Annotated in this window: 25 protein-coding genes and 1 pseudogene; 7 read left to right on the top strand and 19 right to left on the bottom strand. The window is 58.9% G+C overall.

Going from position 1 to position 26120, the window contains the following annotated elements; translation table 11 throughout:
* Position 1 precedes the first annotated feature (1 nt).
* From GHO32_RS18830 to ccoN (GHO32_RS18770), 13 genes are all read right to left on the bottom strand, one after another.
* A complete protein-coding gene (locus GHO32_RS18830; RefSeq protein WP_153334847.1) occupies positions 2-2452 on the bottom strand; it encodes a heavy metal translocating P-type ATPase in 2451 nt (816 codons plus the stop codon).
* Between the two features lie 12 nt (positions 2453-2464).
* The gene (locus tag GHO32_RS18825; RefSeq protein ID WP_153326640.1) at positions 2465-3004 is read right to left on the bottom strand and encodes a FixH family protein; all 540 of its coding nucleotides are present in this window, start codon (positions 3002-3004) and stop codon (positions 2465-2467) included.
* Positions 3005-3016: 12 nt separating this feature from the next.
* A complete protein-coding gene (gene ccoG / locus GHO32_RS18820) occupies positions 3017-4432 on the bottom strand; it encodes a cytochrome c oxidase accessory protein CcoG (protein WP_153334846.1) in 1416 nt (471 codons plus the stop codon).
* A 213-nt stretch (positions 4433-4645) separates the two neighbouring features.
* Positions 4646-5056: a type II toxin-antitoxin system VapC family toxin gene (locus tag GHO32_RS18815; RefSeq protein WP_048368826.1), complete on the bottom strand. Its 411-nt coding sequence runs from the start codon at positions 5054-5056 to the stop codon at positions 4646-4648.
* Positions 5056-5307 carry a type II toxin-antitoxin system prevent-host-death family antitoxin gene (locus tag GHO32_RS18810; protein WP_048368827.1) on the bottom strand — a complete coding sequence of 84 codons (252 nt, stop codon included), beginning with the start codon at positions 5305-5307 and terminating at the stop codon, positions 5056-5058. The genes GHO32_RS18815 and GHO32_RS18810 overlap by 1 nt, the downstream gene beginning before the upstream one ends.
* A 142-nt stretch (positions 5308-5449) precedes the next feature.
* Positions 5450-6427 carry a cytochrome-c oxidase, cbb3-type subunit III gene (gene ccoP, locus GHO32_RS18805; protein WP_153334845.1) on the bottom strand — a complete coding sequence of 326 codons (978 nt, stop codon included), beginning with the start codon at positions 6425-6427 and terminating at the stop codon, positions 5450-5452.
* Complete coding sequence (locus GHO32_RS18800; RefSeq protein ID WP_123750469.1) at positions 6424-6615, bottom strand: cbb3-type cytochrome c oxidase subunit 3; 192 nt, start codon at positions 6613-6615, stop codon at positions 6424-6426. The genes ccoP (GHO32_RS18805) and GHO32_RS18800 overlap by 4 nt, the downstream gene beginning before the upstream one ends.
* A 5-nt stretch (positions 6616-6620) precedes the next feature.
* Positions 6621-7229, bottom strand: a complete 609-nt coding sequence (gene ccoO / locus GHO32_RS18795; protein WP_371924527.1) for a cytochrome-c oxidase, cbb3-type subunit II — start codon at positions 7227-7229, stop codon at positions 6621-6623.
* A 2-nt stretch (positions 7230-7231) separates the two neighbouring features.
* Positions 7232-8674 carry a cytochrome-c oxidase, cbb3-type subunit I gene (ccoN, locus tag GHO32_RS18790; RefSeq protein ID WP_048368830.1) on the bottom strand — a complete coding sequence of 481 codons (1443 nt, stop codon included), beginning with the start codon at positions 8672-8674 and terminating at the stop codon, positions 7232-7234.
* A gap of 312 nt (positions 8675-8986) precedes the next feature.
* The gene (ccoP, locus tag GHO32_RS18785) at positions 8987-9925 is read right to left on the bottom strand and encodes a cytochrome-c oxidase, cbb3-type subunit III (protein ID WP_153334843.1); all 939 of its coding nucleotides are present in this window, start codon (positions 9923-9925) and stop codon (positions 8987-8989) included.
* Entirely contained in the window at positions 9918-10112 is a 195-nt protein-coding gene (locus tag GHO32_RS18780) for a CcoQ/FixQ family Cbb3-type cytochrome c oxidase assembly chaperone (protein WP_048369081.1), read from the bottom strand. Before GHO32_RS18780 ends, ccoP (GHO32_RS18785) begins: the two co-directional genes overlap by 8 nt.
* Before the next feature lie 15 nt (positions 10113-10127).
* Positions 10128-10736 (bottom strand): cytochrome-c oxidase, cbb3-type subunit II, encoded by a 609-nt coding sequence (ccoO, locus tag GHO32_RS18775; protein WP_048368832.1) that lies wholly within the window; start codon positions 10734-10736, stop codon positions 10128-10130.
* A gap of 10 nt (positions 10737-10746) precedes the next feature.
* Positions 10747-12171: a cytochrome-c oxidase, cbb3-type subunit I gene (ccoN, locus tag GHO32_RS18770; RefSeq protein ID WP_123750473.1), complete on the bottom strand. Its 1425-nt coding sequence runs from the start codon at positions 12169-12171 to the stop codon at positions 10747-10749.
* A 72-nt stretch (positions 12172-12243) separates the two neighbouring features.
* Here ccoN (GHO32_RS18770) and GHO32_RS18765 point away from each other — a divergent pair, with 72 nt between their 5' ends.
* Complete coding sequence (locus GHO32_RS18765) at positions 12244-12921, top strand: alpha/beta family hydrolase (protein WP_153334842.1); 678 nt, start codon at positions 12244-12246, stop codon at positions 12919-12921.
* Between the two features lie 67 nt (positions 12922-12988).
* On the opposite strand, the gene GHO32_RS18760 is transcribed toward GHO32_RS18765, so the two are convergent.
* The 3 genes from GHO32_RS18760 to acnA form a co-directional block, all read right to left on the bottom strand.
* Positions 12989-14554 (bottom strand): PAS domain-containing methyl-accepting chemotaxis protein, encoded by a 1566-nt coding sequence (locus GHO32_RS18760; RefSeq protein ID WP_048368835.1) that lies wholly within the window; start codon positions 14552-14554, stop codon positions 12989-12991.
* Positions 14555-14666: 112 nt separating this feature from the next.
* Positions 14667-15458: a CPBP family intramembrane glutamic endopeptidase gene (locus GHO32_RS18755; RefSeq protein WP_153334841.1), complete on the bottom strand. Its 792-nt coding sequence runs from the start codon at positions 15456-15458 to the stop codon at positions 14667-14669.
* 168 nt (positions 15459-15626) lie between these two features.
* The gene (gene acnA, locus GHO32_RS18750; protein ID WP_153334840.1) at positions 15627-18368 is read right to left on the bottom strand and encodes an aconitate hydratase AcnA; all 2742 of its coding nucleotides are present in this window, start codon (positions 18366-18368) and stop codon (positions 15627-15629) included.
* A gap of 227 nt (positions 18369-18595) precedes the next feature.
* On the opposite strand from acnA, the gene rlmM reads away from it, so the two are divergent.
* The 3 genes from rlmM to pdxB are packed head-to-tail and all read left to right on the top strand — an operon-like array spanning position 18596 to position 21133.
* Complete coding sequence (rlmM, locus tag GHO32_RS18745; RefSeq protein ID WP_153334839.1) at positions 18596-19672, top strand: 23S rRNA (cytidine(2498)-2'-O)-methyltransferase RlmM; 1077 nt, start codon at positions 18596-18598, stop codon at positions 19670-19672.
* A gap of 14 nt (positions 19673-19686) precedes the next feature.
* On the top strand, positions 19687-19935 hold the full coding sequence (tusA, locus tag GHO32_RS18740) for a sulfurtransferase TusA (protein WP_048368839.1): 249 nt from the start codon (positions 19687-19689) through the stop codon (positions 19933-19935).
* Between the two features lie 55 nt (positions 19936-19990).
* On the top strand, positions 19991-21133 hold the full coding sequence (gene pdxB / locus GHO32_RS18735; RefSeq protein ID WP_123750480.1) for a 4-phosphoerythronate dehydrogenase PdxB: 1143 nt from the start codon (positions 19991-19993) through the stop codon (positions 21131-21133).
* 65 nt (positions 21134-21198) lie between these two features.
* On the opposite strand, the gene GHO32_RS26500 is transcribed toward pdxB, so the two are convergent.
* The gene (locus GHO32_RS26500) at positions 21199-21372 is read right to left on the bottom strand and encodes a PA1571 family protein (protein WP_048368841.1); all 174 of its coding nucleotides are present in this window, start codon (positions 21370-21372) and stop codon (positions 21199-21201) included.
* 253 nt (positions 21373-21625) lie between these two features.
* Between GHO32_RS26500 and GHO32_RS18730 the strand changes: the two genes are divergently transcribed.
* A complete protein-coding gene (locus GHO32_RS18730) occupies positions 21626-23383 on the top strand; it encodes an ABC transporter transmembrane domain-containing protein (protein WP_153334838.1) in 1758 nt (585 codons plus the stop codon).
* An 86-nt stretch (positions 23384-23469) separates the two neighbouring features.
* On the opposite strand, the gene GHO32_RS18725 is transcribed toward GHO32_RS18730, so the two are convergent.
* Entirely contained in the window at positions 23470-23751 is a 282-nt protein-coding gene (locus tag GHO32_RS18725; protein WP_153334837.1) for a pyrimidine/purine nucleoside phosphorylase, read from the bottom strand.
* Positions 23752-23841: 90 nt separating this feature from the next.
* Positions 23842-24384: an exonuclease domain-containing protein gene (locus GHO32_RS18720; protein WP_048368844.1), complete on the bottom strand. Its 543-nt coding sequence runs from the start codon at positions 24382-24384 to the stop codon at positions 23842-23844.
* Between the two features lie 210 nt (positions 24385-24594).
* Here GHO32_RS18720 and GHO32_RS18715 point away from each other — a divergent pair, with 210 nt between their 5' ends.
* Together GHO32_RS18715 and GHO32_RS18710 are read left to right on the top strand one after the other, a co-directional pair.
* Positions 24595-25371 carry an ABC transporter substrate-binding protein gene (locus tag GHO32_RS18715; RefSeq protein WP_153334836.1) on the top strand — a complete coding sequence of 259 codons (777 nt, stop codon included), beginning with the start codon at positions 24595-24597 and terminating at the stop codon, positions 25369-25371.
* A 77-nt stretch (positions 25372-25448) separates the two neighbouring features.
* Positions 25449-26030: pseudogene (locus tag GHO32_RS18710) on the top strand (GNAT family N-acetyltransferase); the annotation flags it as partial.
* Between the last annotated feature and the right edge of the window lie 90 nt (positions 26031-26120).

The raw sequence follows: 26120 nt of genomic DNA, 5'->3' as shown, positions 1-26120 counted from the left end.
CTCAGGCCGGTAGCGGGCGAAGGTCTGACGTGGGCGGGGCAGGCGTCTGACGCGGCATGCGGGTCAGACGCAGGGCGTTAAGCACCACGCTTAGCGAGCTGATCGACATGCCGATCGCGGCCCAGATCGGTGTGATCCAGCCCAGCGCCGCAAAAGGCAGCATAAGGCCATTGTACAAACCGGCCCACAGCAGGTTTTCGATGATCACCCGGCGGGTTCGCCGGGCCAGACTAAACGCTTGTACCAAAGCGTCCAGACGATTGGACAGAAGCACCGCGTCGGCACTGGTTTTGGCCAGATCGGTGGCCGAGCCCATCGCCACGCTGATGTCGGCCGCCGCCAGCACCGGCACGTCATTGACCCCATCACCCAGCATCAACACTTTGCGCCCTTGTGCATGCAGGTCTTGCAGCACCCGCAGTTTGTCATCCGGGCGCAAGCCACCCCGGGCCTCGTCAATGTTCAACTCTGCAGCCACACTGGCAACCATTGGCGAGCTGTCACCGGACAACAGCAGCGTACGCCAGCCGCGCGCCCTGCACGCAGCGACCAGCGCCGGGGCGTCAGTGCGCAGGCGGTCGTCGAGTACCAGCCATGCCAGGGCACCGTCGGTGTCACCCAGCAGCAACCATTGGCCGGGTTCATCCGGCAGGTCCGGGGTTGCGCAATGGCTGAGCGCGCAGACAAAGCCTGGCTGACCGATGCGCAAGCGTTGCTCGCTCACCACGCCCTCAAGGCCCAGCCCCGGCGTACTCTGCACATCTTCGGCGGCGTGCAGGGCGCGGCCAAAGGCGCGGGCAATCGGGTGCTCAGAGCGGTTTTCGAGCGCGGCAGCCAGGGCCAGGCACTGGTCAGGATGCAAATCGCGCAGCGGGCGAATGGCACGTAACGCGAGGCGGCCTTCGGTCAGGGTGCCAGTTTTGTCGAAAATCACCGTGTCGATTTGATTCAGCCCTTCGAGCACGTGGCCACGGGTGAGCAGCAAGCCCAGTTTGTGCAGGGTGCCGGTGGAGGCGGTCAAGGCGGTCGGGGTGGCCAGCGACAGCGCGCAAGGGCAGGTCGCCACCAGCATCGCCAAAACGATCCAGAACGCTCGCGACGGGTCGAGCTGCCACCACAGCAGGCCAATCGCTACTGCCGCAATCAAGGAGAACAGCAAGAACCATTGCGCAGCCTTGTCGGCAATTTCGGCCAGCCGCGGCTTTTCGCTTTGGGCGCGCTCCAGCAAGCGCACGATGGCCGACAGGCGCGTGTCCTGGCCCAGAGCCAATACCTGCACCGTCAGCGCGCCCTCGACGTTCAAGGTGCCAGCGGTCACTGCATCGCCCGCAATGCGCGGCTGCGGCAGGTACTCGCCGGTCAGCAAAGACTCATCGATGCTCGATTGCCCTTCGAGAATCTTGCCATCGGCCGGAAGCACGGCGCCGGGGTGGACCAGCACCTTGTCACCAACCTTCAGCTCGTTCAGCAGAATGCGTTCGCTTTGGCCGTCTTCACCCAGGCGCAAGCATGAAGCGGGTAACACGTTGACCAGTTGCGCGGTGGCCGCCGCCGTGCGTTCGCGGGCGCGGCGCTCCAGGTAGCGCCCGGCCAGCAAGAACAGGGCAAACATGCCGACTGCATCGAAATACAGCTCGCCATCGCCGGTGATCGCAGTCCAGATACCGGCCACATAGGCACCGCCAATGGCCAGCGATACCGAGACGTCCATGGTCAGGTGGCGAGTGCGCAGGTCACGCATTGCGCCTTTGAAAAACGGCGCGCAGCTGTAAAACACGATGGGCGTGGTCAGAAACAACGCGACCCAGCGCAGGATGGTGTGCATCTCGGGGCTGAGGTCGATATTAAATTCGGGCCAGGTGGCCATGGTTGCCATCATCGCCTGAAACCACAGCAAACCGGCCACTCCCAGTTGGCGCAAAGCCAGGCGGTTTTCGCTGGCCAATTGCTCTGCCGCTTTATCGGCTTGATACGGGTGCGCGGCGTAGCCGATATGGCGCAACTCGCTCAACACGTCACTCAAGGGCAACTGGCTGTCAGCCCAGCGGATGTGCAAGCGGTGGTTGGACAAGTTCAGCCGCGCCTCACTGACGGCGGGCAGGTGCAGCAGGTGTTTCTCGATCAGCCAGCCACAGGCGGCGCAACTGATACCCTCGATCAGCAGTGTGGTTTCAGCCTGCTCACCCTCGTGGCGAACAAATGGTTTTTGCACGTCGGGGCGGTCATACAGGGCCAGCTCTTCGGCCAGTTGCACCGGCAACGCCTGCGGGTTGGCCGAGGCCTCGCTGCGGTGCTGATAGTAGTGATCCAGCCCGCCGGCCACGATAGCCTGCGCCACAGCCTGACAGCCCGGGCAGCAGAACTCACGACTCTGGCCCAGAACATCGGCGGTAAAGCGGCTGCCGGGCGGAACGGGCAGGGCGCAGTGGTAGCAAGGCGTGGGAGTGGTCATGGGGTATACCTTTTACTGCTTGCGATCTTCCGCGCCTGGAATCGGCTCGTCGCCCAGCATCAGGTCTTTGTCATGGTCGACCAGCTCTTCTTCAAACAGGCGCCAGGTCTTGCCGTCTTCCACCCCCAACAACTCCACAAAACGCCGACCTTCCACCTTGTCATCCAATTGGCCGGTGTAGCGCCCAGGCTCTGACGGGCTTTGGATCAGGATAAGGCCGCGGTCCTTTTCAGGTTGGGTCGGCGATATAAGGTTAAGCTCCAGGGTTTTCGGCTGGCTGTTGCCTTCGAGCAGCAGCACCACTTCGCCGGTCAACTCGTCCAGCCGCAGCTTGGCCTTCAGTTGCAGGGCTTGCCCCAGCAGTTCGCGGTCCAGCGAGCGGTTTATGCCCTTGCCCGCCTCGTAGTAATTGTCGTTAACCAGGTTGTCCGGGTTCTTCACCGCAATGGTCACCATCGACAAGGTCAGCGTCACCGAGCAGGTGAGAATGGCAATGATGATCCATGGCCAAATGTGTTTGTACCAAGGGCTGTAGGCGTTTGCTGCGGGCATGGACAGTTTCTCTTAACGAATATGAGGGCCGATGAATCGGCTCTTGGCTTTAACGGTGATGTCGTTGTTGTCAGCATCTTGAAGGATGAAATACACCTCGTTGGTGCTGGACGGCAGTTGTTCCGGGTCAACCGACAACTCGACCGGCAGGCTGACAATATCGCCTGCCGCGACGTTGATTTCGCGTTTGCCTTGCAGCTGCAAGTCAGGCAAACCGCTGGCTTGCAGCACGTAGGTATGGTCGCGCTGGTCCTTGTTCATGATCTTCAGGCTGTACACGTTTTCGATCCGGCCCTCGGCATTTTCGCGGTACAGCACGCGGTCTTTGCTGACGTCAAAGCCCACCAGCGAGCGCGTGAAGAAAGCAGCCGCCAGCAGGCCCATCATGGTCAGCAGCACCAGGGCATAGCCAATCAGGCGCGGGCGCAGGGTGTGGGTTTTCTGGCCCGACAGGTTGTGTTCAGTGGTGTAGCTGATCAGGCCGCGCGGGTAGTGCATCTTGTCCATGATGTCGTCGCAGGCGTCGATACAGGCTGCGCAGCCAATGCATTCAATCTGCAAGCCGTCGCGAATGTCGATGCCGGTCGGGCACACCTGAACGCACATCGTGCAGTCGATACAGTCACCGAGGCCCTGGGCCTTGTAGTCGCTGTCTTTTTTGCGCGGGCCGCGCACTTCGCCACGACGCGGATCGTAAGAAACAATCAGCGTGTCTTTGTCGAACATCACGCTCTGGAAGCGCGCGTACGGGCACATGTAAATGCACACTTGCTCACGCAGCCAACCCGCGTTGCCGTAGGTGGCGAGGGTGAAAAAGCCTACCCAGAAGTAAGCCCAGCCATCGGCCTGACCGGTGAAGAAATCCACCACCAGTTCGCGGATCGGGGCGAAGTAGCCGACAAAGGTCAGGCCGGTGACAAAGCCAATCAACAGCCACAGCGTGTGCTTGCTGAATTTGCGCACAAACTTGTTGGCGCTCATGGGTGCCTTGTCGAGCTTGATGCGCTGGTTGCGATCACCTTCGGTGATTTTTTCGCACCACATGAACACCCAGGTCCAGACGCTTTGCGGGCAGGTGTAGCCGCACCATACGCGGCCTGCGTACACGGTAATAAAAAACAGGCCAAAGGCCGCAACGATCAGCAGGCCCGAGAGCAGGATGAAATCCTGTGGCCAGAAGGTGGCGCCAAAAATAAAGAATTTGCGTTCAGGCAGGTTCCACCACACGGCCTGGTGTCCGCCCCAGTTGAGCCAGACGGTGCCGAAATACAGCAAGAACAGCAGGGCGCCACCGACCATGCGCACATTACGGAAAAACCCGTGGAAAGCGCGGGTGTAGATTTTTTCTCGCGCCGCGTAAAGGTCGATGCTTTCAGTGTTTTTAGAGGCGGGCGGCGTGACGTTTTGGACTGGGATTTTATCGCTCATAAGGGCTTACCACGGCAGTGAAGTGCCACGGCCAGTACGTGCCAACCGCGGTCAGAAGGTGTTGCAATGGCGCAATGATACCCCTGTGACTCTAGCGCAAGGGTGCGACCTTTGGTCGCGTTCCGAAAACATGAAACTTGGTATAGGAGTTGCGCTGAATCATGATGTGGATCAATTGACTTAAGGCGCGGACTACAGTGTCAAAACCGTGAATCAAGGCTCCCACGGGTTGAGTAAAGGGGCTCCGCTTAACGCAAAATCCTGGGTATTGCGGGTCACGATGGTCATGCCATGGACCAAGGCTGTCGCGGCTATCAGGGCATCGCACTCATTGCTGCGATCAGGTACATGCAGGCGCGCGCAGCGCCTGGCAACGGTGCCGTCAATGGACAGGACGCGCCCGGCAAATGCCGGCACTACGTGGGCCTCAAGCCAGTTGCGCAACGGTGCGGCCTGCCTGGGGTCCTGGCGTTCCAGACGCAGAATGCCGGTCTCAATTTCAAGCAGGGTAATGGCCGAAATATACAGTTTGTAAGCCGGTATGCTGCCGGCCCAGGCCACCACGGCAGGGTGTGCCTGGGGTTTGCGAAGTTCTGAAACCACGTTGGTATCGAGCAGGAACATTAGAGGTCCACTGGGCGCGGCGCGATGATTGCGCGTTCGGGTTCGAATTCAACCGGTGGTGTGTCGGGCATGACGAGCAGGTCGACGATGCTGGTGTTTTGGCCGGTCAGTCTTTGGTACTCCTCCATGCATAGCAGTACATGGGCGGGGCGGCCACGGTCGGTGATGTAAACAGGCCCTTGTTGCGACGCTTTTTTGGCACCGCTTGTGTCTTGATTGAATTCGCGGCTTGAAATGGTGGTGATGGTCATGGAGTGGTTCCTCCCCAAAAAACGAATGTAGTAACGTTACTACTTAAGGCGCAAGTTAACCATCTCAAAAATACGATGAAACAAAACCCCGCCGTCAACTTGCGCTGGCGGGGCCATGTTGTGTCGTACCGAGGCCGCGGGTTTACTCCGCAGGCCTGGCCTCATCAGGGTGGGACAGGCTGTACACATAGGCAGCTAGCAGATGGACCTTGTCGTTGCCTTGCAGCTCGGCCTGGGCAGGCATCTGGCCCTGACGGCCATAGCGGATGGTCTGTTGCAACTGGGCAAAGCTTGAGCCGTAGATAAACGCGCCGGGGTGGGTCAGGTTGGGGGCGCCCATCAACGGGTTGCCTTTGCCTTCCGGGCCGTGACAGACCGCGCAATTGGTGGCGTAGATGGCCTGGCCCTTGAGTGGATCGGCCTTTGCCGTGTCCGGCAATTTGCGCCCGTCAAGGCTGGTCAGCACGTACGCTGCCACGTCACTGACACCTTGCTCGCCGATGATTTCGCCCCAACCCGGCATCACCGCATGTCGTCCCGCCATGATGCTGTTTTTGATGTCGGTTGGCGTACCGCCCCAGCGCCAGTCGGCATCGGTCAGGTTCGGAAAGCCATAAGCGCCCTTGGCATCCGAGCCGTGGCACACCGAGCAGTTGGAGGCAAACAGGCGGCCGCCCATTTTCAGTGCTTGCGGGTCTTTGGCCACTTCTTCGATGGGCATAGCGGCGAACTTGGCGAAAATCGGCCCAAAGCGGGCATCTGATTTGGCCATTTCCTTTTCCCACTCATGCACACCCGTCCAGCCGGTCTGGCCATTGGCAAAAGGGGTTTTGTCTTTAGTGTCCAAGTACTCATAGCCCGGCAGCAGGCCGCGCCAGTTACCCAAACCTGGGTACAGCACCAAATAGCCCAGAGCAAAGATGATGGTGCCGACAAACAGCATGAACCACCAGCGGGGCAGGGGGTTGTCGTACTCTTCGATGCCGTCGTAGGCGTGGCCGACTTTTTCGTCGGTCTGCTCGCTGCGTTGGCCCTTGCGTGTGGCAAACAGCAGCCAGGTCAGGGCGAAGATGGTGCCCAGGGTGAGGACAGTGACGTACAGACTCCAGAACTCGGTCATTTATTTTTACTCCTGGACGCTTGTTCTTGCTCAACGTGCTTGATGGCTTCGGGGTCGTCCTTGAACGGCAACATCGTTGCGTCGTCAAACTCGGACTTGCGCTTGGGGCTGAACACCCACAAGGCCAAACCGATAAAAGCCACCATGACCAGCAAGGTGCCCAGGCCACGAATCATCCCGATATCCATTCAGATCACCGTTTGCTCTTGATGAGTGTGCCCAAGCCCTGGAGGTAAGCCACCAGTGCGTCCATTTCTGTCTTGCCCTTCACGGCATCCTTGGCACCGGCAATGTCTGCATCGGTGTAAGGCACGCCCAGGGTGCGCAAGACTTCCATCTTCTTGGCTGTTTCCTTGCCGTCGAGCTTGCGCTCAACGAGGAAGGGGTAAGCCGGCATGATCGACTCCGGCACCACGTTGCGCGGGTTGTACAAGTGCGCGCGGTGCCAGTCATCCGAGTAACGCCCGCCCACGCGGGCCAGGTCCGGGCCGGTGCGTTTGGAGCCCCACAGGAAGGGGTGGTCCCACACGCTTTCACCGGCCACCGAATAGTGGCCATAACGCTCGGTTTCGGCGCGGAATGGGCGGATCATTTGCGAGTGACAGCCCACGCAGCCGTTGGCGATGTAGACGTCGCGGCCTTCAAGTTCCAGCGCGCTGCGCGGCTTCATGCCCTCGACCGGGTTGTTGGTCACGTCCTGGAAAAACAGCGGAACGATTTGTGTCAGGCCACCGATGCTCACAGCGATGACCATGAAGAAGGCCATCAGGCCGATGTTCTTTTCAATACTGTCGTGCTTGATCATCAGTGGGCCCCCGCGACTGCAATCGTGCTTGCGGCTTCAGCTTCTGCCGGGTTCGAGGCGCGAATGGTGCGCCACACGTTGTAGGCCATAAACAGCATGCCGCTGGCGAAAATGGCCCCGCCGATGGCGCGGACAATAAAGCCCGGGTGGCTGGCTTGCAGCGATTCAACGAACGAATAAGTCAGCGTGCCGTCGTCATTGATGGCGCGCCACATCAGGCCCTGGGTGATGCCGTTGACCCACATCGAGGCGATGTACAGCACGGTGCCGATGGTTGCCAACCAGAAGTGGACGTTGATCAGGCCTACGCTGTACATCTGCTTTTGGCCATAGAGGCGCGGGATCATGTGGTACATCGAGCCGATGGAAATCATCGCTACCCAGCCCAGTGCCCCGGCGTGTACGTGGCCGATGGTCCAGTCGGTGTAGTGGGAGAGGGCGTTGACGGTCTTGATGGCCATCATCGGGCCTTCAAAGGTCGACATGCCGTAGAACGCCAGCGACACCACCAAAAAGCGCAGGATCGGGTCGGTGCGCAATTTATGCCAGGCGCCCGAGAGGGTCATCATGCCGTTGATCATGCCGCCCCAGCTCGGTGCCAGCAGGATGATCGACATGGCCATGCCCAGCGACTGCGCCCAGTCCGGCAATGCGGTGTAGTGCAAGTGGTGCGGGCCGGCCCAGATATACAGGGTGATCAGCGCCCAGAAGTGCACGATGGACAGGCGATAGGAGTAAATCGGGCGTTCGGCCTGTTTGGGCACGAAGTAATACATCATCCCCAAAAAGCCGGTAGTCAGGAAAAACCCGACCGCGTTATGGCCGTACCACCACTGGATCATGGCATCGGTCGCACCCGCATACGCCGAGTAAGACTTGAAAAAGCTCACTGGCAGAGACGCGTGGTTGACGATGTGCAGCATGGCCGTGACCACGATAAACGCGCCATAGAACCAGTTGCCCACATAGATGTGTTTGGTTTTACGCCGGGTGATGGTGCCGAAGAAAACAATGCCGTAGACCACCCAGACGATGGCCAGCAGGATAGCCAGCGGCCATTCCAGTTCGGCGTATTCCTTGGTGGTGGTGTAGCCCAGGGGCAGGGTGATGATTGCGCCGAGGATGACGGCTTGCCAGCCCCAAAACGTAAACGAGGCCAGGCTGTCGGAGATCAGCCGTGTCTGGCAGGTACGTTGCACCACGTAGTAAGACGTACCAAACAAGGCGCAGCCACCGAAGGCAAAAATCACAAGGTTGGTGTGCAGGGGGCGCAGACGACCGAAGGTTGTCCATTCAAGACCCAGGTTAAGTTCGGGCCACACAAGTTGTGACGCGATAAAAACCCCGAGTCCCATGCCAAGGATTCCCCAGACCACCGTCATGATGGCGAACTGGCGGACGACCTTATAGTTATAAGCAGTCGGATTGATTGCTGTGCTCATCGCAAGGTTCCACGGTTTTATAGTTATTAGAGGCAAAAACGGTCGCAAGTATGGATAAAGCATAGGGCTATTGCAACGAAGCCACACCTCGGGCAATACCCTTCAGCGCTTGTTTTCCGGCTTTTCCATAGGCCAAGTAAGGTCAAAATGGCCGTTAAAAAACGCCCTGTGGAAGGCTGTTGCGAAGGGGTTTGACGAGGTGACTCTGGGGGAGAAAGTAAAAGAGGCGGCGAGGAATGTCCAGACATTGTTCACAGAGTTGTATACATCTTTACAGAAGCGACTCGCCGTCGCTCCTGTAAAGAGGGGGCATTACTCGGCGGCTTTTTCCTTTGCCGTGCCATGGGACAAGCTGTAAACGTAGGCTGCGACCAATTGCACTTTGTCGTTGCCCAGCAATTCGTTTTGCGCGGGCATATGGCCTTGGCGACCATGGCGAATGGTTTGTTGCAATTGCGCAAGGCTGGTGCCGTAAATAAAGGCTGTCGGTGTCGTCAGGTCCGGCGCGCCCAATAGCGGGTTGCCTTTACCTTCAGGCCCGTGGCACGCCACGCAGGTGGTGGCGTACGCCTGCTGGCCGGCCTCCAGATTGAACGTTGCGCCTTTTGGCAGCGGTAGCCCCGCCAAGTCGTGACGAACGTAAGCCGAGACGTTTTTCACGCCTTCCTCGCCCAGCACTTCGCCCCAGGCCGGCATCATGCCGATGCGTCCGCCCATGATCGTCGCCTTGATGGTGTCGGCATCGCCGCCCCAGCGCCAGGACGCGTCCGTCAGGTTGGGGAAGCCAAATGCGCCCTTGGCGTCCGATCCGTGGCACACCGAGCAGTTGGAGGCAAACAGTCGGCCGCCCATTTTCAGGGCTGCCGGGTCTTGCGCCACTTGCTGCACCGGCATGGCTGCGTACTTGGCGAAAATGGGACCGAATTTGGCATCGGCCTTGTTCATCTCCTTTTCCCACTCGTGAACGCCGGTCCAGCCATCCTCGTAACCTGGCAGCAGGCCTTTCCAGTTGCCCAGGCCAGGGTAAAGGATCAAATAGCCGACCCCGAACACCAGCGTGCCGATGAACAGCATGAACCACCAGCGTGGCAGCGGGTTGTCGTACTCTTCGATGCCATCGAAACTGTGGCCCATGGTTTCGGTGGTTTCGCTTTTTTTCTCGCCCTTGCGCGTACCGAACAACAGCCAGGTCAGACCGATCAGCGTGCCAATGGTCAGTACGCTGACGTAAATACTCCAGAACTCAGACATTCTTTTTACTCCTGGACGCTTGCTCTTGCTCGACGTGTTTGATGGCCTCGGGGTCGTCCTTGAACGGCAGCAAGGTTGCATCGTCGAACTCTGCCTTGCGCCGCGGGCTGAACACCCAGAGCGCCAGACCGATAAAAGCCACTGCAACCACCACAGTGCCCAGCCCGCGAATCATTCCACTACTCATGTCAAACACCATGGCTCACCTCTTGCTCTTGATGGCAGTGCCGAGCACTTGCAGGTAGGCGACCAGCGCGTCCATTTCGGTTTTACCCTTGACCGACTGCTTGGCATTGGCGATGTCTTCGTCGGTGTAAGGCACACCCAGCGTGCGCATCACTTCGAGTTTCTTCTCGGTATGGCTGCTGTCCACCGGTGTCGACACCAACCATGGGTAGGCCGGCATTTTCGATTCAGGCACGACGTTGCGCGGGTTGTACAAGTGCGCGCGGTGCCAGTCATCCGAGTAACGCCCGCCCACTCGGGCCAGGTCCGGCCCGGTACGCTTGGAGCCCCACAGGAACGGGTGATCCCAGACGCTTTCACCGGCCACCGAATAGTGACCATAACGCTCGGTCTCGGCGCGGAACGGGCGAATCATCTGCGAGTGGCAGCCTACGCAACCTTCGCGGATGTACACGTCGCGGCCTTCGAGTTGCAACGCGGTGTAGGGCTTCATGCCTTCTACCGGGGTGTTGGTCACGTCTTCGAAAAACAGCGGGACGATCTGCGTCAGACCGCCAACGCTCACGCACAGAATCATCAGCAAGAGCATCAGGCCGATATTTTTTTCAATGATTTCGTGTTTCATGGCGGACTCCTCAGGCCATCTGCGCAGCGGCGACAACGTCAGCGGGCTCGGCATTACGCACCGTGCGCCACGTGTTGTAAGCCATCAGCAACATGCCACTCAGGAAAATCGCCCCGCCGATCAACCGCACGACGTAGCCCGGATGGCTGGCCACCAGGGTTTCGACGAAGGAGTACGTCAGCGTACCGTCGGCGTTGACCGCACGCCACATCAGGCCTTGGGCGATACCGTTGACCCACATCGAAGCGATGTACAGCACGGTGCCGATGGTCGCCAGCCAGAAGTGCGCGTTGATCAGGCCGATGCTGTACATCTGCGGGCGGCCGAAGACTTTAGGAATCATGTGGTACATCGCGCCGATGGAAATCATCGCCACCCAGCCCAGTGCCCCGGCGTGTACGTGGCCGATGGTCCAGTCGGTGTAGTGGGAGAGGGCGTTGACGGTCTTGATGGCCATCATCGGGCCTTCAAAGGTCGACATGCCGTAGAACGCCAGCGATACCACCAAAAAGCGCAGGATCGGGTCGCTGCGCAACTTATGCCAGGCGCCCGAGAGCGTCATCATGCCGTTGATCATCCCGCCCCAGCTCGGTGCCAGCAGAATCAGCGACATCACCATGCCCAGCGACTGCGCCCAGTCCGGCAATGCGGTGTAGTGCAAGTGGTGCGGACCGGCCCAGATGTACAGGGTGATCAGCGCCCAGAAGTGCACGATGGACAGGCGATAGGAATAGATCGGGCGTTCGGCCTGCTTGGGCACGAAGTAATACATCATCCCCAAAAAGCCCGCCGTCAGGAAAAAGCCCACGGCGTTGTGGCCGTACCACCACTGCACCATGGCGTCGGTTGCGCCACCGTACAGCGAGTAAGACTTGGTGAAACTGACCGGAATCTCAAGGTTGTTAACGATGTGCAAAATCGCCACGGTCACGATAAACGCACCGAAGAACCAGTTGCCCACATAAATGTGCTTGGTTTTGCGCTTCATGATCGTGCCAAAGAACACGATGGCGTACGCGACCCAGACAATGGTGATCAAAATGTCGATCGGCCATTCCAGTTCGGCGTATTCCTTGGAACTGGTGTAACCCAATGGCAAGCTGATGGCCGCCAGTAGAATCACCAGTTGCCAGCCCCAAAAGGTAAAGGCAGCGATTTTGGGCGCGAACAGCGTGGTTTGGCAGGTGCGTTGCACCGAGTAGAACGAGGACGCAAATAAGGCGCAACCGCCAAAGGCGAAGATCACCGCGTTGGTGTGCAGCGGGCGCAACCGCCCAAAGCTGGTCCAGGGCAAATCGAAGTTAAGTTCGGGCCAGACCAATTGCGCGGCGAGCAAGACGCCGAGCCCCATGCCGACGATGCCCCAAACCACCGTCATAATGGAAAATTGGCGGACCACCTTATAGTTGTAGGCGGTACTGATAGAAGTGTTCATGGTTCCCCATCCACGGATCAGGCGAGTTCAACGCACGCCTGGAGTTATAGGCAGACTAAAAGCGAGGCAAGCATGGGCGTAGGCGCCAAAGTGGGTATTGACGAGGATCAATGGGCGAAGTGCCTGCAGGCGCGGGGCTGGCTATGGAACGCTGCAAAAACACCGTTATCGTCAACCTTGATCCTGGCCCACGGCGCAGGTGCGCCAATGGACAGTGACTGGATGACCGGCATGGCTGAACGCCTTGCTGCACGCGGGATCAACGTGCTGCGCTTCGAGTTCCCGTACATGGCGCAACGGCGCCTGGATGGCGGCAAAAGGCCGCCCAATCCTCAGGCTAAATTGCTGGAAAGCTGGTGCGAGGTTTACAGCGAGGTGCGACGGCATGTCACTGGGCCATTAGCCATCGGTGGCAAGTCCATGGGCGGGCGCATGGCCAGCCTGGTGGCTGATGAGCTGGGCGTTGATCGGCTGGTGTGCCTGGGTTACCCGTTCTATGCCGTGGGCAAGCCGGAAAAACCTCGGGTCGCGCATCTGGCTGAACTGCACACACCGACGCTGATTGTGCAGGGCGAGCGCGACGCGCTGGGTAATCGCGAGGCCGTACATGCCTACGCGTTGGCACCGAGCATTGAAGTGTTCTGGTTGATCTCAGGGGATCACGATTTGAAGCCGCTTAAAGCCTCGGGCTTCACCCATGAGCAACATCTGGATGCGGCGGCGGACAAAATAGCCAGTTGGCTTAAATAGTCCCGCTGCAGGAGCGATCTTTAAATCTTTAAAAGCTCGCTCCTGCACAGAAATCACCGGACCTTTATTAGCGGTTAAACCGCTCCACCAGCGAATATTGAATATTCACGGTCTGGGCGAGCTCCTCACTCAGCAGGGCCGAATGCTGCGCCTGCTCGGAGGTTTGGTCGGCAAGGTCGGCAATGGTGCTGATGTTACGGCTGACTTCTTCAGCCACGGCACTTTGCTCTTCGGTGGCGGCGGCAATCTGGGTGGTCATGTCGGTGATATTGGCCACCGCTTCGCTGATCCCGATCAGTGCCGCATCGGCTTCCAATACCCGCGCCACGCCTTCTTGTGCCTGGCGGTGGCCAGCGTCCATGGTCTGTACGGCTGTGGCGGCGGTTTGTTGCAGTTTGGCAATCAAACCGTGAATCTGGCCGGTCGAGGTGCTGGTGCGTTGTGCCAGTTGGCGCACTTCATCGGCCACTACGGCAAAGCCCCGGCCCATTTCACCGGCACGCGCGGCCTCAATGGCTGCGTTCAAGGCCAACAGGTTGGTCTGGTCGGCAATGCCCTTGATCACGTCTACAACACCGCCGATCTCGTCACTGTCTTTCGCCAGTTGGGTCACCGTCGCGCCGGTTTCACCGACGACCACCGACAGGCGCTCAATGGCTTCGCGGGTTTCACCGGCAATGTCGCGGCCGCGGCTGGTCAGGCGATTGGCTTCTTGCGTGGCATCGGCGGTGCGCTGTACATGGCTGGCGACCTCTTGGGTCGTCGCGGCCATCTGGTTAACGGCGGTGGCAACCTGTTCGGTTTCAACCCGCTGGCGCTCCAGCCCGGTGGAGCTCTTGTGCGCCAGCACGTCCGATTGACGGGCTTGCTCGCTGAGGTGCTCGGCGGTGTCTTGCAGACGGGTCAGGCAGGTTTTAAGGCGCGCTTCCTGGCTCAGGATGGACATTTCCAGACGCGCTTGCGGGCCACGGCTGTCGGTGTACATCTGGGCAATCAGAGGGTCAGAAGTGGTCTGTTCGGCCAGGCGCAGCAAGCGCTTGATCCCGCGTTGCTGCCAGGTCAGGCCCAACAGCCCCAACGGAATCGACAACAGGGCGGCCAAGGCAAAACCCCAACTGGAGTTGAACAGCGCACCAATGACAAAACTCAGTTGGCTGACCAGAATGAACGGCAGCCAATCCTGCAGCACCGGCAGCCACTTGTCGCGGCGCGGTACGGCGGGCTTGCCGCGATTGATGCGCTGGTACAACGCTTCGGCGCGGCGGATCTGTTCGGCAGTCGGCTTGACCCGCACCGACTCGTAACCCACCACGCGCTCGTTTTCAAACACCGGGGTCACGTACGCATTCACCCAGTAATGATCGCCGGACTTGCAGCGGTTTTTAACGATGCCCATCCACGGCATGCCCTTTTTCAGGGTGCTCCACATATGTTCGAACACCGCCGAAGGCACATCCGGATGGCGCACAAGGTTATGCGGTGCGCGCACCAGCTCATCACGGGAAAACCCGCTGATGTCGACGAAATCGTCGTTGCAGTAGGTGATCACGCCTTTGGTATCGGTAGTGGAAATCAACCGTTGCTGCGCGGGGAATGTGCGTTCGCGCTGGGTGATGGGCTGGTTGTTACGCATGTCGTTTCAATCCGCAAGACTTTGATAGGCTTTCGGCACGCGCAACGAATTGTTTAATTAATATTTCTGCTGCAACAGCGTGCAGCAACGCTGTTGCAGTCTTGGGGCGAGCTTAAGGCGCCAGCATGGGGTAGGTGAAGAACGCCAAGTGCAGCACGTTCAAGCCAAAGTGCGTGGCAATCGCCGCACTTAGCCCGCCAAAACGATAGGCCAGGCCGTAGCAAAGCCCGGCGATGCCGGCCAAAACTACCCACTGCCAACCGGCACCGATATGCGCCAGGCCGAACAACAGTGAGGCAATCACCAAAGCCAGGGTTTGCCCGTACGGCAGTTGCTTGAACCAGCGGCTCAATCCGCCCTGCAAATAGCCGCGAAACAGCGCTTCTTCGACGAGCGTCACCAGCAGCAGGTTATTCAATAGCCAAATCCAGCCCTGGCTGGGCCACTTCGGCGCCCAGGCCACAATGCCCAGCAACAGCGCGCCACCCAGCGCGGCCATGGCGGCCAGCACCAGCCCCATCAATGCGGCGCCCACTGACGCACGCCAGTTAAAGCGCGGTGCTATCCACGGGCACACCAGTAGCAGCCAAAAGCCGATCAGGGGTTTGTCCAGATTCAGGTACATCGAAAAGGGCACGGCATCCGGGGTCAGCCGCTCGGGGCTGATGGCACGGCCGTTGTGAAAACCGGGCAGCCAATGCAGGGCCAAAGCCAGGGCCAGCAACACAAATACTGCGTGTCCGGTGTAGCGCAGCCACAAGCGTTGGGTTTGGTGGGCAGCAAGCCCGCTCACTAACAGGGCGGCCAGGGCAATAACAGCTTGAACGCCTAATTGGCCATAGCTCAGGGCAATGCCGTAGCCGAGGGTCAAGAGGGCGAGATAAGGCCAGGGCAGGGCGATCATGCGAATCCTAGGGGGAGAAGGGCGCACGAGTATAACGATTCGGCATGAAGCAAATGTTGTGAACATGAAGGTGTGGGAGCGGGCTTGCTCGCGATGCAGGCAATGCGGTTTTTCTGTTAGACCGCGTCGATACCATCGCGAGCAAGCCCGCTCCCACAGGTTTGGCTGTTACGAAGCAATCAATTGACGCAGCACGTAGTGCAAGATCCCGCCCGCCTTGAAGTATTCCACTTCATTGAGGGTGTCGATCCGGCACAGGACCTGGACCTTTTCCTGCTGGCCGTCTTCACGGGTGATCACCAGGGTCAGGTTCATTCGCGGTTGAATGTCGGCGCCGGTCAGCCCGAGGATGTCCAGGGTCTCTTTGCCGGTGAGTTTCAGACTCTTGCGGTTCTGGTCCAGCTTGAACTGCAAGGGCAACACGCCCATACCCACCAAGTTGGAGCGGTGGATACGCTCAAAACTCTCGGCAATCACCGCTTTGACGCCCAGCAGATTAGTGCCCTTTGCCGCCCAGTCGCGGCTTGAGCCAGTGCCGTATTCCTGGCCAGCAATCACCACCAACGGCGTGCCCGAGGCCTGATAACGCATGGCCGCGTCGTAGATCGCCAGTTTCTCGCCGGTCGGGATGTACAGGGTGTTGCCCCCTTCTTCGCCGCCGAGCATTTCGTTGCGAATACGGATGTTGGCGAACGTGCCGCGCATCATCACTTCATGGTTGCCGCGTCGCGAACCGTAGGAGTTGAAGTCCTTGGGCTCGACGCCTTTCTCGCGCAGGTAACGCCCGGCCGGGCTGTCGGCCTTGATATTGCCGGCTGGGGAGATGTGGTCGGTGGTCACCGAATCCCCCAGCAGCGCAAGAATGTTCGCGCCCTTGACGTCTTCGATGACCGGCAATGGCCCGTCAATGTCATCAAAGAACGGCGGATGCTGGATGTAGGTCGAGCTGTCTTGCCAGACATATGTCGCCGCCTGCGGCACTTCGATGGCTTGCCATTGCTCGTCACCGGCAAACACTTCGGCGTATTCCTTGTGGAACATGCCGGTGCTGACTTGCGCCACGGCGTCGGCGATTTCTTTCTGGCTCGGCCAGATATCGCGCAAGTACACCGGCTGGCCGTCTTTGCCCACGCCCAGCGGTTCGCTGCTGATGTCGATACGCACCGTACCGGCCAATGCATAGGCCACCACCAGTGGCGGCGAGGCCAGCCAGTTGGTTTTGACCAGCGGGTGCACCCTGCCTTCAAAGTTACGGTTGCCCGACAGCACAGATGCCACGGTCAGGTCCGCTTGAGTGATGGCTTTTTCAATGGGATCGGGCAGCGGCCCGGAGTTGCCAATACAGGTGGTACAGCCATAACCCACCAGGTCAAAACCTAACTGATCGAGGTACGGGGTAAGGCCAGCGGCCTTGTAGTAGTCGGTAACGACTTTGGAGCCGGGGGCCAATGAGGTTTTCACCCAAGGCTGGCTTTTCAGGCCTTTTTCCACGGCTTTTTTCGCCACCAGCCCGGCGGCCATCATCACGCTGGGGTTGGAGGTGTTGGTGCACGAGGTGATGGCGGCAATCACCACGGCGCCGTTTTTCAGACGCCAGGTTTTGCCATCGAGGCTGTAATCCGCCTCGCCAACCGACTCTGCGCTACCCACGGCCACGCCGCCACCGCCTTCACTTTCAAGGCGGCCTTCTTCTTTACTGGCCGGTTTGAACTGCAGGCTCAAGAAGTCGCTGAATGCTTGCGCCACGTTGGGCAGGGCGACCCGGTCTTGCGGGCGTTTTGGTCCGGCCAGGCTGGCCTCGACGGTGCCCATGTCGAGCGCCAGGGTATCGGTAAAAATCGGCTCCTGGCCCGCTTCGCGCCACAGGCCCTGGGCTTTGCAGTAAGCCTCGACCAGTTTGACGGTGGCGTCCGGGCGACCGGATAAACGCAGGTAATCGAGGGTGATCTCATCCACCGGGAAAAACCCGCACGTAGCGCCGTATTCCGGAGCCATGTTGGCAATGGTGGCACGGTCCGCCAAAGGCAAATCGGCCAGGCCATCGCCGTAAAACTCGACGAACTTGCCGACCACGCCCTTGCTGCGCAGCATTTGCGTGACTGTCAGCACCAGGTCAGTGGCGGTGATGCCTTCTTTAAGCTTGCCATTAAGTTTGAAACCCACCACTTCAGGGATCAGCATCGACACGGGCTGGCCGAGCATGGCGGCTTCGGCTTCAATCCCGCCCACGCCCCAGCCCAATACGCCAAGGCCGTTGATCATGGTGGTGTGCGAATCGGTGCCTACCAGAGTGTCGGGGAAGGCATAGGTGCGGCCGTCTTCGTCTTTGGTCCAGACCGTGCGGCCCAGGTATTCGAGGTTCACCTGGTGACAAATCCCGGTGCCGGGCGGTACCACGCTGAAATTATCGAAGGCATCCTGGCCCCAGCGCAAAAACGCATAGCGTTCGCCGTTGCGTTCCATTTCGATGTCGACGTTTTGCTCAAAGGCGCTGGTGCTGCCGAACTTGTCGACCATCACCGAGTGGTCAATCACCAGGTCAACCGGCGACAACGGGTTGATGCGCTGCGGGTCGCCTCCGGCCTTGGCCATGGCGGCGCGCATGGCGGCCAGGTCGACCACCGCCGGTACGCCGGTAAAATCCTGCATCAACACCCGTGCCGGGCGGTACTGGATTTCACGGTCGCTGCGGCGTTCCTTGAGCCAGGCGGCGAGAGCCTTGAGGTCGGGTTCGGTGACGGTTTTGCCGTCTTCCCAACGCAGCAGGTTTTCCAGCAGCACTTTAAGAGACATCGGCAGCTTGCTCAAATCGCCCAGGGTTTTGGCGGCGAGCGGCAGGCTGAAGTAGTGATAAGTCTTATCGTCGACTTTTAAGGTAGAGAGGGTTTTCAGGCTATCGAGGGAGGACATGAAATGACTCCTTTTGATCCGCACGGCACGGATCGTGTGATACGAACAGAACAGTGAGCAGAGCTTCAAACCTAGCCCTGATTCAGTGATCTGGCTAATAACTGGACTGTCTATAAGGCTTCAAGGTTCCGAACTCAGTTATCATGCCCGCCTTTTCGTGACGGACCTTGTTCCAGGACAAGGTAGCGCAGCGGTTTAATGTCTTGCCGCTGCCCAGGAGTAAATCAATGAACACCGTTTTTATGCATTGCCGGCCCGGTTTTGAAGGCGAAGTCTGCTCGGAAATCGCCGAGCATGCCGCCCGTCTTAATGTCTCCGGCTACGCCAAGGCCAAGCCAAGCGCGGCCTGTGCCGAGTTTGTCTGCACCGAAGCAGGCGGCGCTGAGCGCCTGATGCAGCGCCTGCGCTTCGCCGAGCTGATTTTCCCGCGCCAATGGGCACGCGGCAGCTTTGTCGACCTGCCAGAAACCGACCGGATCAGCGTCATCCTTGAACACATGGCCGATTTTCCGGTGTGTGGCAGCCTGTGGCTGGAAGTGGTCGACACCAACGACGGCAAAGAACTGTCCAACTTCTGCAAGAAGTTCGAAGGGCATTTGCGCAAGGCGCTGCTCAAGGCGGGCAAGCTGGTCGAAAACGCCGACGACAAACCGCGTCTGCTGCTGACCTTCAAAAGTGGCCGCGAAGTGTTCCTCGGCCTGGCAGAGTCCAACAACTCGGCCATGTGGCCGATGGGCATTCCGCGTCTCAAGTTCCCGCGTGAAGCCCCGAGCCGCTCGACCCTCAAGCTGGAAGAAGCCTGGCACCACTTCATCCCGCGTGATCAGTGGGATGACCGTTTGCACAGTGACATGACCGGCGTTGACCTTGGCGCTGCCCCCGGCGGCTGGACCTGGCAACTGGTCAATCGCGGCATGCTGGTAATCGCCATCGACAACGGCCCCATGGCTGAAAGCCTGATGGACACCGGGCTGGTGCAACACTTGATGGCCGATGGCTTTACCTTCAAGCCCAAGCAGCCGGTGGACTGGATGGTCTGCGACATCGTCGAGAAGCCTGCGCGCAATGCGGCGATGCTTGAAGAGTGGATTGGCGAAGGGCATTGCCGTGAGGCGGTGGTCAACCTGAAGTTGCCGATGAAACAACGCTATGCAGAAGTGCGTCGCCTGTTGGACCGCATTGCCGACGGCTTCAAGGCGCGCGGTATCCAGGTTGAAATCGGCTGCAAGCAGCTGTACCACGACCGTGAAGAAGTGACCTGCCATTTGCGTCGACTGGACGTGAAAAAGCCTAAATCCCGCTGATTCAGGAGTACCCCATGAGTTTTGCTGACCTGCCGCTTGACGGCACTCTGGACGCCAGCGGCCTGAACTGCCCAGAGCCGGTGATGATGCTGCACCAACACATTCGCGATCTGGTGCCGGGTGGCTTGCTGAAAGTGATCGCGACCGACCCGTCGACCCGCCGTGACATTCCCAAGTTCTGCGTATTTTTGGACCACGAACTGGTCGGCCAGGCCGAAGAAGCGGGCACGTACCTGTACTGGATCCGCAAAAAGCAGGATTGATCGGCCCAAACGTGCCGACAACGCCTACACTGCCAGTCCTTGAAAGGAGCCTGCCATGCTGATTGTTGCTGATGAAAATATTCCGTTGGTCGATGCGTTCTTTGCTGAATTCGGTGAAATACGCCGTTTGCCGGGGCGCCAGATCACCCGGGCCGATGTGCACGATGCGGATGTCTTGCTGGTGCGTTCGGTGACCAAAGTCGACCGCGATCTGCTTGAAGGCAGCGCCGTGCGCTTTGTCGGTACGTGCACCATCGGCACCGATCACCTGGCGCTCGATTACTTTCATCAAGAGGGCATTCAGTGGTCCAGTGCGCCGGGCTGCAATGCTCGCGGTGTGGTGGACTACGTGCTCGGCAGCTTGCTGACACTGGCCGAAATCGAAGGCGCCGACCTCAATCAGCGCACCTATGGTGTGGTCGGTGCTGGCGAAGTGGGCGGGCGTCTGGTCAATGTGCTCAAGGGCTTGGGCTTCAACGTGCTGGTGTGCGACCCGCCGCGTCAGGCGGCAGAGGGCGGTGATTACGTCAGCCTTGAGCAGATCATCGAACGTTGTGACGTCATCAGCCTGCACACGCCTCTGGATAAATCCGCAGAGAACGCGACCTGGCATTTGCTCGACCAGCAGCGCTTGAACCAGCTCAAACACGGCACCTGGCTGATCAACGCCAGCCGAGGCCCGGTGATCGACAACAACGCCCTGCGTGAGGTGCTAACCCGCCGCGAAGACCTGCAAGCGGTGCTGGACGTGTGGGAAGCCGAGCCGCAGGTTGATGTCGAACTGGCCGATCTGTGCGTACTGGCAACGCCGCACATCGCGGGTTACAGCCTGGACGGCAAGCAGCGGGGCACGGCGCAGATTTACCAGGCGTTCTGCGATTTTCTGGGGCAGGAAGCGGTTATCAAACTGGCCGACTTACTGCCCGCGCCCTGGCTGGCCAAGGTTGAACTGAGCGCCGACAGTGACCCGGCGTGGGCGCTGGCGATGGTATGCCGTGGGGTTTACGACCCGCGCCGGGACGATGCGGACTTTCGTCGCAGCCTGGGGGGCACGGTTCAGGAGCAAAAGCTGGCGTTTGACGCCTTGCGCAAACACTACCCGGTCCGCCGCGAGATCGAAGGCTTGCAGGTGCGCATAGAGGGTGAGTCGCAGGGTTTGACGCAGATGGTTAAAGCGCTGGGCGCAGTGCCAGTGTAGGAGCGAGCTTGCCTCGCGATCTTTTGATCTTTAAAAGATCGCGGGCAAGTAAGGTGTTGTCAGGTTCAGTCTTTATTTACAGGCTTGACCAAACGCTGTTCCAGTTCTTGGCAGGCGTTCTGAATCATCTCTTCAGTGATGAGAACTTCATTACCTTCAGCGTCGATAAAGGCACACCCCAACGACGGTTGCTGGTGGGTGCGAATTACCGGTAGTGCTTGAGTGTTGATTGATTCCATGGCCTGTCTCCTCATCAGGGTGTAGCGCTACTTTAGATCCGTTAAATGACCAAGCTGTTACACACTTGGCCGCGGAACCCAGTCCAACAGAAATACTTCGAAACTTCTACCCTCACTTTAGAACTTTAACGCCTAGGGCTTGTGGCACCCGGTCATATTCAAAACGACTGAGAAAGGTTTACCAAGTGTTACCCCGGTTCGTTGTAGGCTGTGTGCGGCTTTCAACACTCGACCCCCTTTGCGGAACACCCCCATGCTCTCTTCCCGTCAACGCCGTGCCATTCGTCTGGTCATACATTTTGTAGCCCCTTACCGCTGGCATGCGGTCGGCGCCTTGCTGGCCCTTATCGTCACGGCGGGTATCACGCTGTCGATGGGGCAGGGCATTCGTTTACTCGTCGACAAAGGCTTCATGACCCAATCACCGCACATGCTTAACCAATCCATTGGCTTGTTTTTGCTGCTGGTGCTGGGCTTGGCGGTGGGCACATTCGTGCGTTTCTATCTGGTGTCGTGGATTGGCGAGCGGGTGGTGGCTGACATTCGCCGGCAAGTCTTCAACCATCTGATCGGTTTGCACCCCGGTTTCTACGAAAACAACCGCAGTTCAGAAATCCAGTCCCGGCTGACCACCGACACAACATTGCTGCAATCGGTGATCGGTTCGTCGCTGTCGTTGTTTTTGCGTAACAGCCTGATGGTGATCGGCGGCGTGGTGCTGCTGTTTATCACCAACCCCAAGCTCACCAGCATCGTCGTGGTCGCCTTGCCCCTGGTGCTGTCACCGATCTTGATCTTTGGTCGTCGCGTGCGCAGCTTGTCGCGTCAAAGCCAGGACCGCATCGCCGATGTTGGCAGCTACGTGGCCGAGGCCCTGACCCAGATTAAAACCGTCCAGGCCTACAACCATCAGCAACAAGACCAGCAGCGCTTTGCACTAACCGTCGAAGGCGCCTTTGCCACGGCGCGCAAACGTATCTTGCAACGGGCCTGGCTGATCACCCTGGTGATCTCGCTGGTGCTGGGCGCAGTCGGCGTCATGCTTTGGGTGGGCGGCATGGATGTTATCGCCGGGCGCATTACGGGCGGTGAACTGGCCGCGTTTGTGTTCTACAGCCTGGTGGTCGGCAGTGCCGTCGGCACCCTGAGCGAAGTGATTGGCGAACTGCAACAGGCGGCAGGCGCGGCAGAGCGGATCAGCGAACTGCTGCAGTCCAAGAGCCAGATCGTTGCACCGGACAGCGGTTTGCAAGTGTTGCCAGAGCGGGTTGAAGGCAACGTGCGTCTCGAAGATGTGTATTTTACTTACCCGTCGCGTCCCGAAAGCTTCGCGATTGCGGGCCTGAGCCTGACCATCAATGCAGGCGAAACCCTGGCCCTGGTTGGGCCGTCCGGGGCCGGTAAATCGACCTTGTTCGACTTGCTGTTGCGTTTCTATGACCCCCAGCAAGGGCAAATTCTGTTGGAAGGCCGACCTGTTCAACAACTTGACCCGCAGGACTTGCGGCGTTGCTTTGCCCTGGTCTCGCAGACCCCGGCGCTGTTCTTCGGCTCAGTCGAAGACAACATCCGCTATGGCAACCCGCAGGCCACGGACGCACAGGTCGAGGCGGCGGCGCGCATAGCCCATGCCCACGACTTCATCTTGCAAATGCCCCACGGCTACAAAACTCACTTGGGTGATGGCGGTCAGGGATTGTCGGGCGGGCAGCGGCAACGCCTGGCGATTGCCCGGGCACTGCTGGTGGATGCGCCGATTTTACTGTTGGACGAAGCCACCAGCGCGCTGGATGCGCAAAGTGAACACTTGATCCAGGAAGCGTTGCCCAGCCTGATGAAAGGCCGTACCACGCTGGTGATCGCCCATCGACTGGCGACGGTGCAGAATGCCGACCGCATTGCTGTAATGGATCAGGGAAAGCTGGTGGCGATAGGCACGCATGCCCAATTGATAGCCAGTAACCCGCTGTATGCGCGGTTGGCAGCGTTGCAGTTCAACACAGCGGACTAACCCTGTAGGAGCGAGCTTGCCTCGCGATCTTTTGATCTTTTTAAAAAGATCGCGAGGCAAGCTCGCTCCTACAGAAGGGCATTAACTCAGCGGTATTCGCACAGGTAAGCCGTTTCTACTGCGACCTCAAGCTGAAACTTGCTGTTGGCCGGTACGTTGAACTGGCTGCCAGTCTTGAACGTTTCAAACTCGCTGCTGCCCGGCAGCTTGACCTTCAGTTCGCCCGAGACGACGTGCATGATTTCACGCTCAGCGGTGCCGAACTCGTATTTACCCGGGGCCATGACGCCAATAGTGGCTTTGCCTTCAGCTTGTGTGAACGCAATCGACTTGACGGTGCCGTCGAAGTATTCGTTGACTTTAAACATGGCGATTCCTCGGAATGGGTTAAAAAGGCTGGCCAGTATGCAGAAGCCGTTTTATCCCGTCACGCCCTTTTGTAGAGGCTCGGCGCTGCACTAAACCCGCAGCACCAAGGGCAATAAACGGGCTGTATTGCGCGCATCTTCCAGGGCGCGGTGCTGCTGCCCGCTGAACTGCATGCCGGCCAGTTGCAAGGCACTGTTAAGGCCCAGGGGCTGTTTTAGCTGGCGGACCTGGGCAAATTGTTGCTTGAGGTTCATATGCGGCAAACGTGCCAGGGCGCTGTCCAGCTGCTTTTGTTGCCATTCCTGTTCCAGTTGCTTGCGGTCGTACTCACCCCAACTGGCCCAACCTTCCAGTTTGGGCAGATGCTGGCCCAGCCAGCGCTCGAACTGCTCCCAAACCTGTCCGGTCGGGCTGGCGTTATCAATATTGGCTTGGGTGATATGGGTTAATTGACGGCAAAAAGCGGTCAGCAGCGGGCGCCGTTGCGGCCGTACAAAACGCTGAAAGTGGTCTATTTCGCGTCCGGCACGCGTGACCACGCTGGCACCGATTTCGATGACTTCCATTTCTTCCAGAGGCCAGCCGCCGTCATCGGTGGTGGCTTCCAAGTCAATTACCAGCCAGTGAGGCATGTGCAGCTTTCCTTAAACAACATCGGCATTGAGGATGCAGCGTAGCTAATGCGCAGCCACGGGGCACTTAATTTGTAGTGGGCCACACCACGTTTGCTTGCTAGTCTAGGCGCGCTTAAATTACGGTCGTACTCGATCTCAGGTCCTGTACCCATTAATAAGTTCCAGTCGCGGGCGTCCCCGATGTGCATAGCGTTTAAGTGTTTGCCAATGTGGATGGTCCGCAGTGTGTTGCTGGCGCTGAGTGTCACCTTGATGTCGCCGGTGTGGGCTGCGCAGGAAATTCGCGTCGGTGCGGCGCATTTTCCGCCGTATATCGTGCGCCCGGAACGCGGTTCCGACACGGGCTTGCTGCAAAAATTGCTGAGCGCGATGAATGAGTTGCAGAGCGATTATAAATTCACCGCCGTCCCCACTTCGCTGGCGCGGCGGGTGCGTGACTTTGATCAAGGGCGCGTTGACCTGATCCTATTTGAAAGCTCCAACTGGGGCTGGCAGGGGGTCGATTACGATTCTGTCGACCTTGGCCTTGTTGACTCGGAAGTGTTTATTGCCAAGCAACAGCCGGGGCGTGACCAGTCTTACTTTGATGATTTAAAGGGGAAACGGCTGGCGCTTTTTTCCGGTTATCACTACGCCTTTGCAGACTTCAATCCTGCCCCCAGCTACTTGCTTAACCACTTTGACGCGACCTTGACCTACTCCCACGAAAGCAACCTGCAGATGGTCTTACGCGGGCGGGTAGACATGACCTTGATGACCCGGTCGAACCTCAATGACATGCTCAGACACAATCCGCAGTATAAATCTCGCGTGCTGATATCTGACCGTGCCGACCAGCGCTACCATCACTACGCCTTCATTCGGCCCCATGGCCCGATCAAAGCCGAAGAAGTGACCAAGCTGATCAAAGCGCTCAAGGACAATGGCCAGTTAAAAGCGATTTTTGCCCCTTACAATATTGAACTCGTCGAGACAGAGTCCTAAATTTTGCCCCGCGACCAACGTCACACAGCCTAACTGTTGACGACAATCGTGAGTCCAAAATGACTGCAATCGCTTCGCACCCGCAGCGCCCGGCCAAACCCCAAGGCGAAGTCTATCGGCGCTTCGACCCCCAGCTTGGCGCCTGGATCTCCTTGCGTACGCTGGACATCGAGCTTGACCTCGAACGCTTCAACCGCTGGCAGAACACCCCGCGAGTACTGGCCTTCTGGGATGAAGGGGGCAGCCTTGAGGAGCATCGCCAGTACCTCGAAAAACTGGCTGACGACCCGCACACCCTGACCTTGATCGGTTGCTTTGACGACCAGCCGTTTGCTTATTTCGAAGCCTATTGGGCCAAAGAAGATCGCATCGCGCCCTTTTACGACGCAGGCGACTACGACCGTGGCATTCATATGCTGGTGGGGGAGCAGGCCCATCGCGGGCCGCACAAGGTTGCCAGCTGGTTATCCGCCTTGACCGATTACCTGTTGCAGGACGACCCGCGCACTTGGCGCATCGTGGCCGAGCCTCGTGCTGACAACGCCAAAATGATCGGTTACATGCAGGCGCAGGGCTATGCGCGGATCAAGGAATTCGACTTCCCGCACAAACGGGCGGCCTTGATGGTGCTGGAAAGGACAATCGAAAACCAACGCTAAAGCGACGTTCATTTTGAACTGCCCCCAAAAAGTTGGACACCCATCCAACTTTTTGGGTTTTCAACATGAACAAGTACACAGAGCAATTTA

This window comes from Pseudomonas sp. FSL R10-2189 (assembly GCF_009600325.1).
Taxonomy (GTDB): Bacteria; Pseudomonadota; Gammaproteobacteria; order Pseudomonadales; family Pseudomonadaceae; genus Aquipseudomonas; species Aquipseudomonas helleri.
This window is presented reverse-complemented; position numbering and strand designations above follow the sequence as displayed.

What these genes read in the sequence shown, in the direction of transcription:
- GHO32_RS18830 (WP_153334847.1), bottom strand. Translation starts at nt 2,452, where the DNA reads ATGACCACTCCCACGCCTTGCTACCACTGCGCCCTGCCCGTTCCGCCC.
- GHO32_RS18825 (WP_153326640.1), bottom strand. Translation starts at nt 3,004, where the DNA reads ATGCCCGCAGCAAACGCCTACAGCCCTTGGTACAAACACATTTGGCCA.
- ccoG (WP_153334846.1), bottom strand. Translation starts at nt 4,432, where the DNA reads ATGAGCGATAAAATCCCAGTCCAAAACGTCACGCCGCCCGCCTCTAAA.
- GHO32_RS18815 (WP_048368826.1), bottom strand. Translation starts at nt 5,056, where the DNA reads ATGTTCCTGCTCGATACCAACGTGGTTTCAGAACTTCGCAAACCCCAG.
- GHO32_RS18810 (WP_048368827.1), bottom strand. Translation starts at nt 5,307, where the DNA reads ATGACCATCACCACCATTTCAAGCCGCGAATTCAATCAAGACACAAGC.
- ccoP (WP_153334845.1), bottom strand. Translation starts at nt 6,427, where the DNA reads ATGACCGAGTTCTGGAGTCTGTACGTCACTGTCCTCACCCTGGGCACC.
- GHO32_RS18800 (WP_123750469.1), bottom strand. Translation starts at nt 6,615, where the DNA reads ATGGATATCGGGATGATTCGTGGCCTGGGCACCTTGCTGGTCATGGTG.
- ccoN (WP_048368830.1), bottom strand. Translation starts at nt 8,674, where the DNA reads ATGAGCACAGCAATCAATCCGACTGCTTATAACTATAAGGTCGTCCGC.
- ccoP (WP_153334843.1), bottom strand. Translation starts at nt 9,925, where the DNA reads ATGTCTGAGTTCTGGAGTATTTACGTCAGCGTACTGACCATTGGCACG.
- GHO32_RS18780 (WP_048369081.1), bottom strand. Translation starts at nt 10,112, where the DNA reads ATGAGTAGTGGAATGATTCGCGGGCTGGGCACTGTGGTGGTTGCAGTG.
- ccoO (WP_048368832.1), bottom strand. Translation starts at nt 10,736, where the DNA reads ATGAAACACGAAATCATTGAAAAAAATATCGGCCTGATGCTCTTGCTG.
- ccoN (WP_123750473.1), bottom strand. Translation starts at nt 12,171, where the DNA reads ATGAACACTTCTATCAGTACCGCCTACAACTATAAGGTGGTCCGCCAA.
- GHO32_RS18765 (WP_153334842.1), top strand. Translation starts at nt 12,244, where the DNA reads ATGGGCGTAGGCGCCAAAGTGGGTATTGACGAGGATCAATGGGCGAAG.
- GHO32_RS18760 (WP_048368835.1), bottom strand. Translation starts at nt 14,554, where the DNA reads ATGCGTAACAACCAGCCCATCACCCAGCGCGAACGCACATTCCCCGCG.
- GHO32_RS18755 (WP_153334841.1), bottom strand. Translation starts at nt 15,458, where the DNA reads ATGATCGCCCTGCCCTGGCCTTATCTCGCCCTCTTGACCCTCGGCTAC.
- acnA (WP_153334840.1), bottom strand. Translation starts at nt 18,368, where the DNA reads ATGTCCTCCCTCGATAGCCTGAAAACCCTCTCTACCTTAAAAGTCGAC.
- rlmM (WP_153334839.1), top strand. Translation starts at nt 18,596, where the DNA reads ATGAACACCGTTTTTATGCATTGCCGGCCCGGTTTTGAAGGCGAAGTC.
- tusA (WP_048368839.1), top strand. Translation starts at nt 19,687, where the DNA reads ATGAGTTTTGCTGACCTGCCGCTTGACGGCACTCTGGACGCCAGCGGC.
- pdxB (WP_123750480.1), top strand. Translation starts at nt 19,991, where the DNA reads ATGCTGATTGTTGCTGATGAAAATATTCCGTTGGTCGATGCGTTCTTT.
- GHO32_RS26500 (WP_048368841.1), bottom strand. Translation starts at nt 21,372, where the DNA reads ATGGAATCAATCAACACTCAAGCACTACCGGTAATTCGCACCCACCAG.
- GHO32_RS18730 (WP_153334838.1), top strand. Translation starts at nt 21,626, where the DNA reads ATGCTCTCTTCCCGTCAACGCCGTGCCATTCGTCTGGTCATACATTTT.
- GHO32_RS18725 (WP_153334837.1), bottom strand. Translation starts at nt 23,751, where the DNA reads ATGTTTAAAGTCAACGAATACTTCGACGGCACCGTCAAGTCGATTGCG.
- GHO32_RS18720 (WP_048368844.1), bottom strand. Translation starts at nt 24,384, where the DNA reads ATGCCTCACTGGCTGGTAATTGACTTGGAAGCCACCACCGATGACGGC.
- GHO32_RS18715 (WP_153334836.1), top strand. Translation starts at nt 24,595, where the DNA reads ATGTGGATGGTCCGCAGTGTGTTGCTGGCGCTGAGTGTCACCTTGATG.